Annotated in this window: 17 protein-coding genes; 11 read left to right on the top strand and 6 right to left on the bottom strand. The window is 65.3% G+C overall.

Translation table 11 applies throughout. The features are described from left to right. Window positions 1-209: 209 nt before the first annotated feature. Both LB523_RS23090 and LB523_RS23085 read left to right on the top strand, forming a co-directional pair. Window positions 210-581: a YciI family protein gene (locus LB523_RS23090; protein WP_224607260.1), complete on the top strand. Its 372-nt coding sequence runs from the start codon at window positions 210-212 to the stop codon at window positions 579-581. Window positions 582-587: 6 nt separating this feature from the next. After that, window positions 588-1,835, top strand: coding sequence for an RNA polymerase sigma factor (locus LB523_RS23085; protein WP_224607258.1), 1,248 nt, complete (start codon window positions 588-590; stop codon window positions 1,833-1,835). 295 nt (window positions 1,836-2,130) lie between these two features. On the opposite strand, the gene LB523_RS23080 is transcribed toward LB523_RS23085, so the two are convergent. The 6 genes from LB523_RS23080 to hrcA all read right to left on the bottom strand — a co-directional run bounded on the left by LB523_RS23080 (window position 2,131) and on the right by hrcA (window position 7,815). Then, window positions 2,131-2,754: a glutathione S-transferase family protein gene (locus LB523_RS23080; RefSeq protein ID WP_224607256.1), complete on the bottom strand. Its 624-nt coding sequence runs from the start codon at window positions 2,752-2,754 to the stop codon at window positions 2,131-2,133. Window positions 2,755-2,863: 109 nt separating this feature from the next. Further along, entirely contained in the window at window positions 2,864-3,844 is a 981-nt protein-coding gene (gene cysK / locus LB523_RS23075) for a cysteine synthase A (protein WP_140847075.1), read from the bottom strand. 188 nt (window positions 3,845-4,032) lie between these two features. After that, window positions 4,033-4,650 (bottom strand): LysE family translocator, encoded by a 618-nt coding sequence (locus tag LB523_RS23070; protein ID WP_140645935.1) that lies wholly within the window; start codon window positions 4,648-4,650, stop codon window positions 4,033-4,035. A 351-nt stretch (window positions 4,651-5,001) separates the two neighbouring features. Continuing rightward, complete coding sequence (locus LB523_RS23065) at window positions 5,002-6,342, bottom strand: PQQ-dependent sugar dehydrogenase (protein WP_224607254.1); 1,341 nt, start codon at window positions 6,340-6,342, stop codon at window positions 5,002-5,004. Window positions 6,343-6,463: 121 nt separating this feature from the next. Continuing rightward, a complete protein-coding gene (locus LB523_RS23060; protein WP_095767926.1) occupies window positions 6,464-6,661 on the bottom strand; it encodes a hypothetical protein in 198 nt (65 codons plus the stop codon). A 71-nt stretch (window positions 6,662-6,732) separates the two neighbouring features. Next, window positions 6,733-7,815, bottom strand: a complete 1,083-nt coding sequence (gene hrcA, locus LB523_RS23055) for a heat-inducible transcriptional repressor HrcA (protein ID WP_095767927.1) — start codon at window positions 7,813-7,815, stop codon at window positions 6,733-6,735. Between the two features lie 219 nt (window positions 7,816-8,034). On the opposite strand from hrcA, the gene rph reads away from it, so the two are divergent. The 9 genes from rph to LB523_RS23010 all read left to right on the top strand — a co-directional run bounded on the left by rph (window position 8,035) and on the right by LB523_RS23010 (window position 13,858). Further along, window positions 8,035-8,751 (top strand): ribonuclease PH, encoded by a 717-nt coding sequence (gene rph / locus LB523_RS23050; protein WP_027169620.1) that lies wholly within the window; start codon window positions 8,035-8,037, stop codon window positions 8,749-8,751. 184 nt (window positions 8,752-8,935) lie between these two features. Then, window positions 8,936-9,346, top strand: a complete 411-nt coding sequence (locus LB523_RS23045) for a VOC family protein (RefSeq protein ID WP_224607252.1) — start codon at window positions 8,936-8,938, stop codon at window positions 9,344-9,346. Further along, window positions 9,346-10,038 carry an RdgB/HAM1 family non-canonical purine NTP pyrophosphatase gene (gene rdgB, locus LB523_RS23040; RefSeq protein ID WP_224607249.1) on the top strand — a complete coding sequence of 231 codons (693 nt, stop codon included), beginning with the start codon at window positions 9,346-9,348 and terminating at the stop codon, window positions 10,036-10,038. The genes LB523_RS23045 and rdgB overlap by 1 nt, the downstream gene beginning before the upstream one ends. Beyond that, the gene (gene hemW / locus LB523_RS23035) at window positions 10,035-11,207 is read left to right on the top strand and encodes a radical SAM family heme chaperone HemW (RefSeq protein ID WP_224607246.1); all 1,173 of its coding nucleotides are present in this window, start codon (window positions 10,035-10,037) and stop codon (window positions 11,205-11,207) included. The genes rdgB and hemW overlap by 4 nt, the downstream gene beginning before the upstream one ends. An 87-nt stretch (window positions 11,208-11,294) precedes the next feature. After that, a complete protein-coding gene (locus tag LB523_RS23030; RefSeq protein ID WP_224607243.1) occupies window positions 11,295-11,615 on the top strand; it encodes a hypothetical protein in 321 nt (106 codons plus the stop codon). Between the two features lie 31 nt (window positions 11,616-11,646). Further along, window positions 11,647-11,967: a low molecular weight protein tyrosine phosphatase family protein gene (locus tag LB523_RS23025; RefSeq protein ID WP_224607240.1), complete on the top strand. Its 321-nt coding sequence runs from the start codon at window positions 11,647-11,649 to the stop codon at window positions 11,965-11,967. 182 nt (window positions 11,968-12,149) lie between these two features. Then, a complete protein-coding gene (locus tag LB523_RS23020) occupies window positions 12,150-12,581 on the top strand; it encodes a hypothetical protein (protein WP_224607237.1) in 432 nt (143 codons plus the stop codon). Window positions 12,582-12,591: 10 nt separating this feature from the next. Beyond that, window positions 12,592-13,488 (top strand): 16S rRNA (cytidine(1402)-2'-O)-methyltransferase, encoded by an 897-nt coding sequence (rsmI, locus tag LB523_RS23015; protein ID WP_224588270.1) that lies wholly within the window; start codon window positions 12,592-12,594, stop codon window positions 13,486-13,488. Continuing rightward, window positions 13,481-13,858 carry a YraN family protein gene (locus LB523_RS23010; protein ID WP_095767933.1) on the top strand — a complete coding sequence of 126 codons (378 nt, stop codon included), beginning with the start codon at window positions 13,481-13,483 and terminating at the stop codon, window positions 13,856-13,858. Before rsmI ends, LB523_RS23010 begins: the two co-directional genes overlap by 8 nt. Window positions 13,859-14,035 lie beyond the last annotated feature (177 nt).

Raw genomic sequence — 14,035 nt, 5'->3', positions numbered from 1 at the left:
CGAGCCTGCGACGAGTTTAGACGGCGGAAGGCAAATGCCAACCCGCAATTGCGTGCGTTAGACCAATGGTTGAGTAGCGGCGAACGACGGCTTGCGCTCGATGGCTTTGGGGGCGAAAGATTTTCAAGACGCCTGTCGAAATCGGCCGATGCCGCACGACATAGGTCGGCACGCGACGATGCGGCCTTCAAGAAAACGGGAGAACTTCCATGCGATACATGCTTTTGATCTACAATGACGAGGCCGCGATGGCGAACGTGCCGAAGGAGCAGACCCAGCAGGTGCTCGCGGCCTATGGCGCCTATACCGAGGCGCTGAAGAAATCCGGCGCATATATCGCCGGCGAGCGGCTGCGCCCGACGCAGGCCGCCACCGCGGTACGGATGGCGAACGGCAAGACCAACGTGCTCGACGGCCCCTATGCCGACACCAAGGAGCAACTGGCCGGCTTCTATATGATCGAGGCGGCCGACATCGACACGGCGATCGAATGGGCCGCGCGCTGCCCGGCGTCCAGCACCGGCACGGTCGAGCTGCGGCCGATCTGGGAAATGGCAGAGTACGTCGCCGCCGCGGAGTGACCCGCGATGGATGATCGCTCGGAGATCGCGCGGGCGGCGGCCGAGGCGGCCGCCCGGCGCAGCTACGGCAAGCTGGTCGCCTGGCTCGCGGCGCGCACGCGCGACGTCGCCGGCGCCGAGGACGCGCTGGCCGATGCCTTCGCGGCCGCGCTCGAACGCTGGCCGCGAACCGGCGTGCCGGCGCAGCCCGAAGCCTGGCTGCTCGCCGTGGCGCGGCGGCGCGACGTAGACGCCGTGCGGCGTCGTCTGACCGGCGAGGCGGCGCGCGACCATCTGAAGTTGATCGCCGAAGAGATGGAGGAGCGCGTGCGCGGCGAAGACCTGCCCGATGACCGGCTGCGGCTGATGTTCGCCTGCGCCCATCCGGCGATCGAGGCCAGCGTGCGCGCGCCGCTGATCCTGCAGACGATCCTCGGTTTCGACGCCGCGACGATTGCCTCGGCCTTCCTGGTTTCGCCGGCGACGATGGGCCAGCGGCTGGTGCGGGCCAAGGCGCGCATCCGCGAGACCGGGATTCCGTTTCGCGTGCCGGAAAAGGCGGAGCTGGGCGAACGGCTGGACGCGGTGCTCGAAGCAATCTACGCCACTTTCGCCGAAGGCTGGTCGGATCCGACCGGGACTGACAGCCGGCGGCGCAATCTCGCCGCCGAAGGCATCTGGCTCGGCCGGCTGGTCGCCTCGCTGATGCCGGACGAGCCGGAGGCGCTCGGCTTGCTGGCGCTGATGCTTTTCGCCGAGGCGCGCCGCTCGGCGAGACGCGGCCCGGAGGGGGGTTTCGTGCCTTTAGCCGAGCAGGACATCGCGCTCTGGGACGACCGCCTGATCGACGAGGCGGAGGTCTTGCTGGTGCGCGCCGCGCAAAGGGGCATCATCGGCCGCTACCAGCTGGAGGCCGCCGTGCAGTCCGCCCATACGGCGCGCCGGCGCGGCAGCGGCACCGACTGGGCGGCGATCCGCCAGCTGTATGACGCGCTGCAGGCCGTGGCCGGCTCGCCCGTGGTGGCGATCAACCGCGCGGTGGCGATCGCCGAAACCGAGGGCGCTACGGCCGGCCTAGCGGCGCTTTACGTGCTGGGCGACGACAAGCGGCTGCAGGACTACCAGCCCTATTGGGCCGCCCGCGCCGGGCTGTTGGCGAGACTCGGCAATATCAAGCAGGCGGCAGAATCCTACGACCGGGCGATCGGCCTCGAGCGCGACGCCGCGCTGCGGCGTTTCCTGCAGGGCGAGAAGGCGAAGCTCGTCAGGAATTAGGGCAATGCCAGGGAGATTGGCTGCAGCCTCCCGACCTCGTCATTCTAGGGCGGAGCAAGGAGCGAAGCGACGCGCGCAGACCCTAGAATCCATGCCGTTACCTTGGCCGAAGGATGCAAACGGCGCAGAATTCTGCACCGTTGCGGCGCGTCGAAGTCACGGAATGGATCCTCGGGTCTGCGCGCGTCGCTTCGCTCCTTGCTTCGCCCGTGGATGACGATGCCGGACCGTTTCGGCCAATCTCCAAGGCGTGCGATCTGCCAGCGCAACCGCTGCGCACTTGCCTGGAATTGCCCTAGGCCCACATCTCGTGCGATGCGTTCAGCTTGCGCATCAGCTCATTCTCGCGCAGCCTCGCCCACAGACGTTCGATGTTCGGCCAGGCGCCGCGCACCTTCTGGACCTCGGGATGCCAAGCCACCAGCATGACGAGGTAGATGTCCGCCAGCGACAGCCTCTCGCCGGCCAGCCAGTCGCGGCCGGCCAAAGCCTGGTCGAGAATGGCAAAGCCGCGATCCATCTCGGCGACCGCCGCCTGCTTAACCGGCTGCAGGCCGTCGCCATCGGTGGTGTAGCGATGGGCGTAATAGAGCCGCAGCACCGCCGGGTAGAGCACCGACGACATGAAAGCCATCCAGCGCAGGAAATCGGCGCGGGCGGGCGAGCCCGCTTGCGGCGCGAGACGAGCTTCAGGGTGGCGCTCGGCGAGCAGGATGCAGATCGCCGCAGATTCGGTCAGCGAATGACCGTCCGGCAGTGTCAGCACGGGCACCTGGTTCAAAGGGCTGATGGCGAGGAAGGCCGGATCCGGCGGATCCTTCTTGGGCACGTCGATCTGCTCGAAGGGCACGCCGGCCATGGCAAGCGCCGCCTCGACGACGAAGCCGCCGCTGTTTGGGCGCGTATAGAGCTTGTACATGAAAATCCTCCAACCGGCCGATTGGGCCGGCGGCGATATGAGCCGGAAGCGGCGCCTGCCTCAAGCCGCCGACGAATGCCACCGGCGCCTTTTCAGCGGTCCAGTCCGTTCAGGCCCCCAGCCCGTCGAACAGGATGGTCGAGAGATAGCGCTCGGCGAAGGAGGGGATGACGACGACGAGGGTCTTGCCCTTGTTCTCCGGCCGAGAGCCGACGACGATTGCCGCCTGGAGTGCCGCGCCCGACGAGATGCCGACCGGAACGCCTTCGAGCCGGGCGACGAGACGCGCATTGGCGACCGAATCCTCGTTCGAGACCCTGACGACCTCGTCATAGATCGAGGTGTCGAGGATTTTGGGCGCAAAGCCTGCGCCGATGCCCTGGATCTTGTGTGGGCCGGGCTGGCCTCCCGACAGAACCGGCGAGGCTTCCGGCTCGACCGCCACGACGTGCAGCGAAGGCTTGCGCTTCTTCAGCACCTGGCCGACGCCGGTGATAGTGCCGCCTGTGCCGATGCCGGCGACGAAGATGTCGACTTCGCCATTGGTGTCGTTCCAGATTTCCTCGGCCGTGGTGCGGCGGTGGATTTCGGGGTTGGCCGGATTTTCGAACTGCTGCGGGATGATGGCGTTGGGCAGCGTCGCGGCGAGCTCGTCGGCCTTGGCGATGGCGCCCTTCATGCCTTTCGGGCCCTCGGTCAGCACCAGCTCGGCTCCGAGCAGCGCCAGCATCTTGCGGCGCTCGACCGACATCGTCTCCGGCATGGTGAGGATCAGCTTGTAGCCCTTGGCGGCGGCGGCGAAGGCGAGCGCGATGCCGGTGTTGCCGGAAGTCGGCTCGATCAGCGTGGTCTTGCCGGGCGAAATCTTGCCGGCCTCCTCCAGCGCCTCGATCATGGCGACGCCGATGCGGTCCTTGACGGAGGCGATCGGGTTGAAGAATTCGAGCTTGGCCAGAAGGTTGGCGACGATGCCCTTTTCCTTCGCAAACTTGTCCAGCCTGACCAGCGGCGTGTCGCCAATCGTCTCCGTGATCGAGTTGAAGACGCGGCCGCGGCCGGGCACGCGCGCGGAGGTGACGGGCTTGTTCATTGGTTTCGCTCCCAAGGCAATGGCACAGGCAGACAGAATAAGGCTTTCAGCCGCGCAAGATAGGCTGAGGCTGGAAAATATCCGAGTGGGGCGGTTGCTCAAAAGCGCCCGCGGCCGGAAATGCATTTTCCGCCAAGCCGGGTTTCAGGAATAGTTTGGCCGAATCCGGGATCGGTTGAGATTGGAACCTATTGACGCGCCGCTATGGCGGCAGCCGCGCCCATCATGAAGCCGGCGGCGGTGCGGTTCAGCACCTTCAGCGCGCGCGGCGATTTCAGGAACCAGCGCGCCTTGGCTGCGAGCGCCAGATAAGGCACCAGCACCACGAACAGAACCGCCACGGTGAGCATCGCAAGAATCGCGTAGTCGGCGAGCGTGATCGTCTTCAGGTCGACGATGGTCGGCGTGATGGCGAGATAGAAGATCATCGTCTTGGGATTGCCGAGCGTCACCGTCAGCCCGGCGATGAAGCTCGACACCAGCCCGCCTTTGGCCTTCCGCGCCTCGACGGTCTCGGGCGTGATGCCGCTGGTCCAGAAGCGCCAGGCGAGGAAGGCGAGATAGGCGACGCCGGCCCATTTGATGGCGAGGAAGACCATGCCGAAGGTCTGCGCGACGAAGGCGAGCCCGAGCACGACGGCGGTGAGATAGGTGAGGTCGCCGAGCATCAGGCCGAACGACATGGCAAGCGAGGACCGGAAGCCGGAGCCGAGCGCGCGGGCGACAAGCGCCGTGACGCCGGGGCCCGGAATGGCGGCGGCGACGCCGAGCGCGGCGCTGTAGGCAAGGAATCCGGTGAGTGTCATTGGTTCTGGCCTGGCGTATGTGGGGCTGGGTTTTTATCACGATGCCGGATCGACGGTAATTCCCTCGCACTGGAATTCGTTACGCCAGCGCGACTGGCACGGGCATTTGGCCGGTCGCCCGGCGGGCGCCTTGGAGATTGGCTGGAGCGTCCCAACCTCGTCATCCACGGGCGGAGCAAGGAGCGAAGCGACGCGCGCAGACCCGAGGATCCATTCCGTGACCTCCGAGCGCCACAACGGTGCAGAATTCTGCGCCGCTGCACTCTTTGATCAGGGTCACGGAATGGATTCCAGGGTCTCCGCGACGCCGCTTCGCGGCTGCTCCGCCCTGGAATGACGAGGTTGGGGGAGCTACCCACCATACGTAATACGCCAGATCGTCCCGTTGCCGTCCTCGGTCAGGATCAGCGCGCCGTCCCTGGCCACGGCGACGCCGACCGGCCGGCCCCAGACCGCGTCGTCGGATATGACGAAGCCGGTGGCGAAGTCCTCGTATTCGCCGGTCGGCTTGCCGTCCTTGAACCTCAGCCGCACCACCTTGTAGCCGGTGCGGACATTGCGGTTCCACGAGCCGTGCAGCGTGACGAAGGCGTCGCCCTTAAAATCGGCCGGGAAGTTGGCGCCATCATAAAAGGCGATGTTGAGTGGCGCCGAATGCGCCTGCATCAGCACGTCCGGAACCGTGACCTTGCCGGCGAGATCGGGGCGGGCGCCCTTGTGGCGCGGGTCCTCATTGTCGCCGATATAATACCAGGGCCAGCCATAGAAAGCGCCGTCCTTCACGGCGGTGGCATATTCGAAGGGGGTGTTGTCGCCAAGTTCGTCGCGCTCGTTGACGACGCACCAGAGCGCGCCCGTCGCCGGCTGCATGGTCATGCCGGAACAGTTGCGCAGGCCGGTGGCGACGGTTCTGCGGTTGTTGCCGTCGGGGTCGAAGGCCAGCACGTCGGCGCGGCCCTGTTCCAGACCCCAGGCCTCGCCCAGCGGCTGCGATTTCGTCCACGCCTCGACACCGCCCTTCGGCTTCGCGCCCATGTCCTCGGCGATGTTGGAGCCGGAACCGACCGACAGATAGAGCGTCTTGCCGTCGGGCGAGAAGGCGATGTCGCGCGTCCAGTGGTGGCTGGCGGGGACTTTGGCGACGATGGTTTCCGGCTTGCCCGACGCTTCCAGGTCGCCGTCGCGGTAGGGGAAGCGGACGACGCTGTTGCTGTTGGCGACATAGACCCATTGCGGCTTGTCGCCCGGCGGGTAGAAGGCGATGCCGTAGGGCCGGGTCAGGCCCTTGGCGAAGATCGACTCCTGTGCAGGCTTGGCGCTGCCTTCCGCCAGGCGATAGACGCGCACCTGGTTCGCCCGGCTCTCGGCAACGAAGAAGTCGCCGTTCGGCGCCACCCGCACGACGCGGGGACTGTCGATGCCGGATGCGATCAGTTCGGCGGAAAAGCCAGGCGGAAGCTTTGGCTTCGCATCCTCGGGGCGCTCGGTGACGCCGCCGCCGTTCGAGGCGGACTCCGTCATGTCGGGTTTCGGCAAATCCTCAGGTTTCAGCAGTCGGCGCACGCCCGGACGGTCGGCTTTCCAGTCGCCGAAAGCTTTTTCGCCGCTGAGCAAGGGCTGACCGGCCTGCTGCGCAAAGGCAGCCGTGGCAAAAACCAGCGCGAGGCCCGCAAGGCCGGCGATCCGCATCATGCTGTCCTCCGTCTCTGCCACTATGTCCTGCCTTCGGGTGCCTCAGTCGATAAGGCCCCGGAGACAGAACATATTGGGCTAACGATCGAAAAGAGAAGCTCGCGCACGTGACTTGCCGGCCTCAGGCCTCTTCGGCATCCAGATCGTCGTCGAGGCGCTTTTCCAACTCGACGAGATCGGCCGGCAGGGGCAGGCCCATGGCGCGCATCTCTCTTAGCTTCTCGCGCAGCTGCTCCTGGATCTCGTGCTCGTCCTCGGGCTGGTTCACCATTTCCTCGAGCAGCAGGCTGATCTGGGCCTTGAGCGATTCCAGCGCCATGTTCTTCTCCTTAGCACCCTCAGCTGTGTCGAGGTTCAGGTCAGGCCGGCCTCACCTGAATATCGATACACCTAACGAAGCATGCGGGAAATCAGTTGTGCAGTGTAATCGACCATCGGCACGATGCGGGCGTAGTTCAGGCGGGTCGGCCCGATGACGCCAAGCGCGCCGACGACGCGGGCGTCCTTGTCGCGATAGGGGGCGACGACCAGCGAGGAGCCGGACAGCGAAAACAGCTTGTTCTCCGAGCCGATGAAGATGCGCACGCCCGGCCCTTCTTCGGCAAGATCAAGCAGCTGCAGCAGCCCGTCCTGGGTTTCCAAATCCTCGAACAGATGGCGAAGCAATTCGATGTCCGCCTGAGCGGTGACGTTTTCCAGGAGGTTGGCGCGGCCGCGCACGATAAGGCGCGCCGGCAGGCCGCTTTCGGCGCCGGCCCAGACCGCGAGGCCTTTCTCGACCAGATCCTGCGACAGCGTGTCGAGGGCAGCCCTGGTCTCGTCCTTGATGCGGGCGATTTCCGCCCGCGCCTCGGCCAGTGTCCGGCCACGGATATGGGCGTTGAGGAAATTGGACGCCTCGTGCAGCTGCGACACGGTGGTGCCGGCCGGCAGGTCGACGACGCGGTTCTCGACATCGCCGTTCTGCGACACCAGCACGGCGAGTGCCTTTGCGGGCTCGAGCTGGATGAATTCGATGTGCTTCAGCGCCACCTCGTGCTTGGAGGCGAGCACGAGGCCGGCGCCGCGCGACATGCCCGACAGCATCTGGCTGGCCTCGGTCAGCATATGCTCCAGCGTCGCGCCCGAGCCGGAGGCGCGCACCTGCGCCTCGATGGTGCGGCGCTCGTCGTCGGAAAGGTCGCCCAGCTCCATGAAGGCGTCGACGAAAAAGCGCAGCCCGGTCTGGGTCGGCAGCCGCCCGGCGGAAACATGCGGCGCGTAGATCAGCCCCAGATGCTCGAGGTCGCTCATCACATTGCGGATGGTGGCCGGCGACAGCGACGAGGGCAGGATGCGCGACAGGCTGCGCGAGCCGACCGGCTCGCCGTCGCGCAGGTAGGAATCGACGATCCGCCGGAAAATATCGCGCGAGCGCATGTCGAGTGACTGAAGTACCGGCGACTGCGACGTCGGATCGACTGGTTTGTTCATTCCGGCGAGAAACCTCCTTCCAAAAGATATAGACTTAAGCTACGGCGGCGCAACCCGGTGCCGCGCTCGCGGTCACACGGTGCCGCGTTTGCGGTCACCGGTGGCGCGTTCGCAGTCGCGCGGCCCGTTTTCCTGCGCGGCGTCCTTTTCCTTTGCGACTTGCCCCGCATGCGTCTACAAGCCGGCCACGATTCCGGAAACGACAAGAAAGAAGGCCGAATGCGCCCCTCCAAACGCCAAGCCGACGAAATGCGCGCCATCTCCTTCGAACGCGGCGTCTCCAAGCACGCCGAAGGCTCGTGCCTGGTGAAGTTCGGCGACACGCATGTCCTGTGCACGGCGAGCCTGGAGGAAAAGGTGCCGGCCTGGATGCGCAATTCCGGCAAGGGCTGGGTGACGGCCGAATACGGCATGCTGCCGCGCTCGACCGGCGAGCGCATGCGGCGCGAAGCCTCCGCCGGCAAGCAGGGCGGCCGCACGCTGGAGATCCAGCGGCTGATCGGCCGCTCGCTGCGCGCCGTGGTCGACCTGCAGGCGCTGGGCGAGCAGCAGATCACCGTCGACTGCGACGTGATCCAGGCCGATGGCGGCACTCGCACCGCCTCGATCACCGGCGGCTGGGTGGCGCTCTACGATTGCCTGCGCTGGATGGAAGCGCGCCAGATGGTGAGCGTCGCCAAGGTGCTCAAGGACCATGTCGCGGCGATTTCCTGCGGCATCCATGACGGCCAGCCGGTCATCGATCTTGATTACCTGGAGGATTCCTCGGCCGGCACTGACGCCAATTTCGTCATGACCGGCAAGGGCGGTATCGTCGAGATCCAAGGCACGGCCGAGGGCGAGCCTTTCTCCGAGGAGCAGTTCGCGGCGCTGATGGGCTTGGCGAAGAAGGGTATTTCGCGGCTGGTGAGCCTGCAGCAGATGGCGGTGGCGTAGGTTTTCGAATGCCGAGCCTAGGCCCCCCTCTCTGGCCTGCCGGCCATCTCCCCCTCAAGGGGGGAGATTGGATGTCACGGCGGCTTTCGCCAATCGCCAATGTTGCAGAAGAGGTGCCGGCGTGGCCGCAGCTAATCTCCCCCCTTGAGGGGGAGATGCCCGGCAGGGCAGAGAGGGGGGCCTCGTGATACCCTCTGCAATCCTCGAATCCACCCTCTACGTCACAGACCTACACGCCGCCGAAACCTTCTACCGCGACATCATCGGCCTCGAAGCCTTAGGCAAGGTCGAAGGGCGCCACGTCTTCTTCCGCTGCGGCGACGGCGTGCTGCTTCTCTTCAACGCCGAGGCAACGAAAATCCCGCCGGCGCCGGACGCTCGGCTGAAGGTCCCGCCGCACGGCACGGCCGGCGAAGGGCACCTCTGCTTTGCGGCAACCGCCGATGAAATCGCTGCATGGCGCAAGCATCTGTCCGCCAACAACATCGCCATCGAAAGCGATTTCGAATGGCCGCAGGGCGGGCACTCGATCTATATCCGCGACCCGTCGGGCAATTCGATCGAGTTCGCCGAGCCAAGGATCTGGGGTTTCTGATGCACTCGCAACCTTTTCATTCCCTTGGGGAAAAAAAGATCGTCGTCGCCAGCCACAATGAAGGCAAGCTGCGCGAATTCGCCGACCTGATGGCGCCGTTCGGATTCGAGGCGAAATCGGCCAAGGAATACGGCCTGCCCGAACCCGACGAGACCGGCACCACCTTCGAGGAGAACGCCTATATCAAGGCATATGCCGCCGCCAAGGCGACCGGCCTGCCGGCGCTGTCGGACGATTCCGGGCTCTGCGTCGACGCGCTCGACGGCGCGCCCGGTGTCTATACCGCCAACTGGGCCGAGACGCCGGACGGCAGCAGGGATTTCGGCATGGCCATGCAGCGCACCGAGGTGGCGCTTCAGGAGGTTGGCGCTACGGAGCCCGCGCAGCGCACCGGCCGCTTCGTCGCCGTCATCTGCCTGGCATTTCCCGACGGCGAGGCCGAATATTATCGCGGCGAGGCCGAAGGCAGGCTGGTGTGGCCGCCGCGCGGCACGCTCGGCTTCGGCTACGATCCGGTGTTCCTGCCCAACGGTTTCGACAAGACCTTTGGCGAGATGAGCGCGCAAGAAAAGCATGGCTGGAGGCCCGGCCAGGCGACGGCGCTTTCGCACCGCGCCCGCGCCTTTCAGAAATTCGCCGAAGTGCGATTGAATTTGGCCAGATTGGATTTGGCGCGATCAGGATCCGCATGAGCGCAGTGCCCCTACCGCTCGACCGCAGCCCCGGCTTCGGCGTCTATATCCACTGGCCGTTCTGCGCGGCCAAGTGCCCTTACTGCGACTTCAACAGCCATGTCCGCCACCAGCCGGTCGACCAGGAGCGTTTTGCGCGCGCCTTCGAGACGGAGCTCAAGACCATGCGCGACCGCACCGGGCCGCGCGAGGTGACCAGCATCTTCCTCGGCGGCGGCACGCCGTCACTGATGAAGCCGGAAACGGTGGCCGCCGTCCTGGAGGCCGTGGCGAGGAACTGGACGGTGCCGGCCGGCATCGAGGTGACGCTGGAGGCCAACCCGTCCTCGGTCGAGGCCGAGCGTTTCCGCGGCTATCGCGCCGCCGGCGTCAACCGCGTCTCGCTCGGCGTGCAGGCCCTGAACGACAAGGATCTGCGCTTTCTCGGCCGACTGCACAATGTCGAGGAGGCGCTGCACGCCATTGGCCTCGCGCGCGAAATCTTCCCGCGCCTCTCCTTCGACCTGATCTACGCACGGCCCGGCCAGACACCGGAGGCGTGGGGGGCGGAGCTGGAGCAGGCGATCGGCTATGCCGTCGACCACCTGTCGCTCTATCAGCTGACCATCGAGGAGGGCACGCCCTTCCACGCGCTTTACGCGGCACGCAAATTCACGCTGCCCGACAACGATCATGCCGCCGACCTCTACGCGCTGACGCAGGAGGCAACGGCGGCGCAAGGCCTGCCGGCCTATGAGATTTCCAACCACGCGCGGCCGGGCGCCGAGAGCCGGCACAACCTCACCTATTGGCGCTATGGCGAATATGTCGGCGTCGGCCCCGGCGCGCATGGCCGCTTCGTCGAGAACGGCCGCCGCACGGTGACGATCGCGGAAAGAATGCCGGAGACCTGGGCCAATCTGGTCGAGGCCAAAGGCCACGGCGTCACCGGCGGCGAGATCCTGACGCGTTCCGAGGAGGCTGACGAGTTCCTGCTGATGGGACTGCGGCTGGCCGAAGGCATCGACCTGCAGCGCTACGAGGCGCTCTCGGGTCGCGGCCTTTCGAGCGCGCGGCTCTCGGTGCTGCAGGAAGAAGGCCTGGTGGCGCCTGTCGGCAACGCCCGCCTGCGCGCCACGACGGCGGGGATGATCGTGCTGGATGCGGTGGTGGCGGATTTGGCCAGGTAGCGCGGCAGCCAGTCAGTCTGCGCGATGATGTTAGATATTTGGCTTGCCTAGCCGAATGCCATTTCCATGCATCCAATGGGACCTGCAATGAAGTTCCTGATCCATGAGACGCTGCGAACTTTAAACACGGATGATGTTTTTGAGTTTGGATTGACCGAGATTTCGAAATCCCATGAGCATCCCGACCTCTATGAAGCAGTGACCGTGTTCATCAGAAACCGGAAATCGCAGAAACACAAAACGTCGGGCTTGAGCGAGTTTGACGTCGTGCGCAGTTTCATGACTTATGTTGGGATAAATTTGAGGGCAATCGCAAAAGACGATTCGATAGAATTCGACTTGAACGGACTTACTCTGGATCAGTACATACCGCTTACGAAATCAATACGCGAGATTATGGACGAGTAGCGCTGGTCCCTCCATAGGATATCTGCTCGCTTTGAAGAACGTGCTTTTCGTCTGCAGCCAGAATCGGCTGCGCAGCCCGACTGCCGAGCAGGTGTTTTCCAAACGCTGCGACATCGAGGTCGAATCGGCCGGCACCAATCACGACGCCCACAATCCGTTGACGCATGAGCTGGTCGCCTGGGCGGACATCATCTTCGTCATGGAAAAGGCACACCGCGCCAAGCTGCAGAAGAAATTCCGATCGAGCCTGAAAGGCGCCAGGGTTATCTGCCTCGAAATTCCGGACGACTATGAGTTCATGGACCCGGAACTGGTGCGGCTGCTGGAAGCGAGGGTGGGTAGATACCTTTGAAAGAGGCGAATGCCTCTCGCGTTCGTCATTCTCGGGCTTGACCCGAGAATCCATGCCGTGACTTTGGCCATAGGGTGCAGCGGAGCAGAATTCTGCACCGTCAGCGACGCTTCAATGTAACGGCCTGGACTCCAGGGTCTGCGCGCGTCGCTTCGCTCCTTGCTTCGCCCTGGAATGACGAAGTGGGGCCGCTCGCGGCCAATGACGATGGACGCGACGCCTTAAGCGTCGTGCTTCTGGCGGTGCTTGCCGCGGTGCTTCTCGCCATGCGCCTCGCCGTGACGGACAGGCTTCTGGTCGGCCTTGTCGCGGCGCGCGCCGGACTCGGCGGCGATGGGGTGTGGAGGGATGCCCTCGCGGGCGGTCTTGCTTTCAAGTCGGCTGATAAAAATATCGAAGCGATTGGGCATCGTTCGGTCCTGCCTCCTCCCGGGGAATCAGGGGTTAAATTCGCCGATGTGGGTTTCGTTCCGCACTGTGGCAAAGGCAAGGCGATTTCGTTGCGTCGACCTCACGTTTTGCAACGGGGCGTCAGCCATGCGAAACAGATTTGGTTCTTACGCAATTCCGGACGGAAAACCGCGACGCACTTTTCCTGGAATTGCTCGGAATGAGGGGCATTCGGTGACCGGCGACAAACGCAGCTATCTGATCGGGCAAAGCGAGGTCGCGGCGCGGCCGCTTCAGCCGGCGCTTTATCTGGTGGCGACGCCGATCGGCAATCTGGCCGACATCACGCTGCGCGCGTTGGAGACGCTGGCCGCCGCCGACATCGTCGCCTGCGAGGACACGCGCGTCTCGCGGGTGCTGCTCGAGCGCTACGGCATCCGCCGCCGCACCACCGCCTATCACGAGCACAATGCGGGCGAGGCCGGGCCGAAGCTGATCGAGGCGCTGGCCGCCGGACAGAGCGTCGCGCTGATTTCCGACGCCGGCACGCCTTTGGTCTCCGATCCCGGCTACCGGCTGGTCGGCGAGGCGCTGGAGCGCGGCATTCGCGTCGTGCCCATCCCTGGACCTTCGGCTCCGCTTGCGGCGCTGACCGCTTCCGGCCTTCCTTCCGATGCTTTCCTGTTCGCCGGATTTCTGCCCGTGAAGACCGGGCAGCGGCTGACCAAGCTGGAGACGTTCAAGCAGGTGCCGGCGACGCTGATTTTCTTCGAATCGCCGCGCCGTCTGGCAGAGACGCTCGGCGCCATGGTCGAGGCGCTGGGCGGCGCGCGGAAAGCCGCCATCGGGCGCGAGCTGACCAAGACGTTCGAGGAGATGCGCACCGGAACGCTTGCCGAGTTGGCAGACCACTATGCGGCGGCCGACACGCCGAAGGGCGAGATCGTTATCTGTGTCGGTCCGCCCGAAGCGGCGGAGGACCAGCCGGCCGACATCGACCGCCTCCTGCTCTCGCTTGCGGCCGAAATGCCGGCATCGAAGGCTGCAGCGGAAGCGGCAAAAATGACCGGCGGGCAGAAGCAGGCGCTTTATCGGCGACTGCTGGAGCTGAAGGCGGACGGGGATGGCTGAACGCACGGTCGGCCATCGCCGAAAGGCCTATCGGCGCGGCCACCGCGGCGAGTGGCTGGCGGCGCTGGCGCTGATGCTGAAAGGCTATCGCATCCTTGCCCGGCGCCACCGCACCAGGCTCGGCGAGATCGACCTCATCGCCCGGCGCGGCGACCTCGTGCTGTTCGTCGAGGTCAAGGCGCGGCGAACATTGATCGAGGCGATGGAAGCGATCGGCCGCGAATCGGAGCGCCGCATCGAGGGTGCCGCGGATTTGTGGCTGTCGCGCCAGCCGGATTACGGCCGGCTGTCGATGCGCTTCGACATGGTGGCGGTGCTGCCCTGGCGCTGGCCGGTGCATGTCGAGAACGCGTTTTACGGGAAGAGTTGACGGTCTGCCCAACGGCGATGGGCTGGCGGGACAGCGCCCCCCTCTGGCCTGCCGGCCATCTCCCCCACTAGGGGGGAGATCAGATGTCGCTCTCGCTTCGCCAATCGCCAACGTTGCAAGAGGTGGTGCCGCTGGCGGAACTGCTAATCTTCCCCCTCGTGGGGGAGATGCCCGGCA

The organism is Mesorhizobium sp. ESP-6-4, from assembly GCF_020164735.1.
Classification (GTDB): Bacteria; Pseudomonadota; Alphaproteobacteria; order Rhizobiales; family Rhizobiaceae; genus Mesorhizobium.
Note: the sequence above shows the minus strand (reverse complement) of the source record. Positions and strands in the feature narration are given on the sequence as shown.

Excerpts from the sequence above, each read along its gene's own strand:
- LB523_RS23090 (WP_224607260.1), top strand. The coding sequence starts at position 210 with ATGCGATACATGCTTTTGATCTACAATGACGAGGCCGCGATGGCGAAC.
- LB523_RS23085 (WP_224607258.1), top strand. The coding sequence starts at position 588 with ATGGATGATCGCTCGGAGATCGCGCGGGCGGCGGCCGAGGCGGCCGCC.
- LB523_RS23080 (WP_224607256.1), bottom strand. The coding sequence starts at position 2,754 with ATGTACAAGCTCTATACGCGCCCAAACAGCGGCGGCTTCGTCGTCGAG.
- cysK (WP_140847075.1), bottom strand. The coding sequence starts at position 3,844 with ATGAACAAGCCCGTCACCTCCGCGCGCGTGCCCGGCCGCGGCCGCGTC.
- LB523_RS23070 (WP_140645935.1), bottom strand. The coding sequence starts at position 4,650 with ATGACACTCACCGGATTCCTTGCCTACAGCGCCGCGCTCGGCGTCGCC.
- LB523_RS23065 (WP_224607254.1), bottom strand. The coding sequence starts at position 6,342 with ATGATGCGGATCGCCGGCCTTGCGGGCCTCGCGCTGGTTTTTGCCACG.
- LB523_RS23060 (WP_095767926.1), bottom strand. The coding sequence starts at position 6,661 with ATGGCGCTGGAATCGCTCAAGGCCCAGATCAGCCTGCTGCTCGAGGAA.
- hrcA (WP_095767927.1), bottom strand. The coding sequence starts at position 7,815 with ATGAACAAACCAGTCGATCCGACGTCGCAGTCGCCGGTACTTCAGTCA.
- rph (WP_027169620.1), top strand. The coding sequence starts at position 8,035 with ATGCGCCCCTCCAAACGCCAAGCCGACGAAATGCGCGCCATCTCCTTC.
- rdgB (WP_224607249.1), top strand. The coding sequence starts at position 9,346 with ATGCACTCGCAACCTTTTCATTCCCTTGGGGAAAAAAAGATCGTCGTC.
- hemW (WP_224607246.1), top strand. The coding sequence starts at position 10,035 with ATGAGCGCAGTGCCCCTACCGCTCGACCGCAGCCCCGGCTTCGGCGTC.
- LB523_RS23030 (WP_224607243.1), top strand. The coding sequence starts at position 11,295 with ATGAAGTTCCTGATCCATGAGACGCTGCGAACTTTAAACACGGATGAT.
- LB523_RS23010 (WP_095767933.1), top strand. The coding sequence starts at position 13,481 with ATGGCTGAACGCACGGTCGGCCATCGCCGAAAGGCCTATCGGCGCGGC.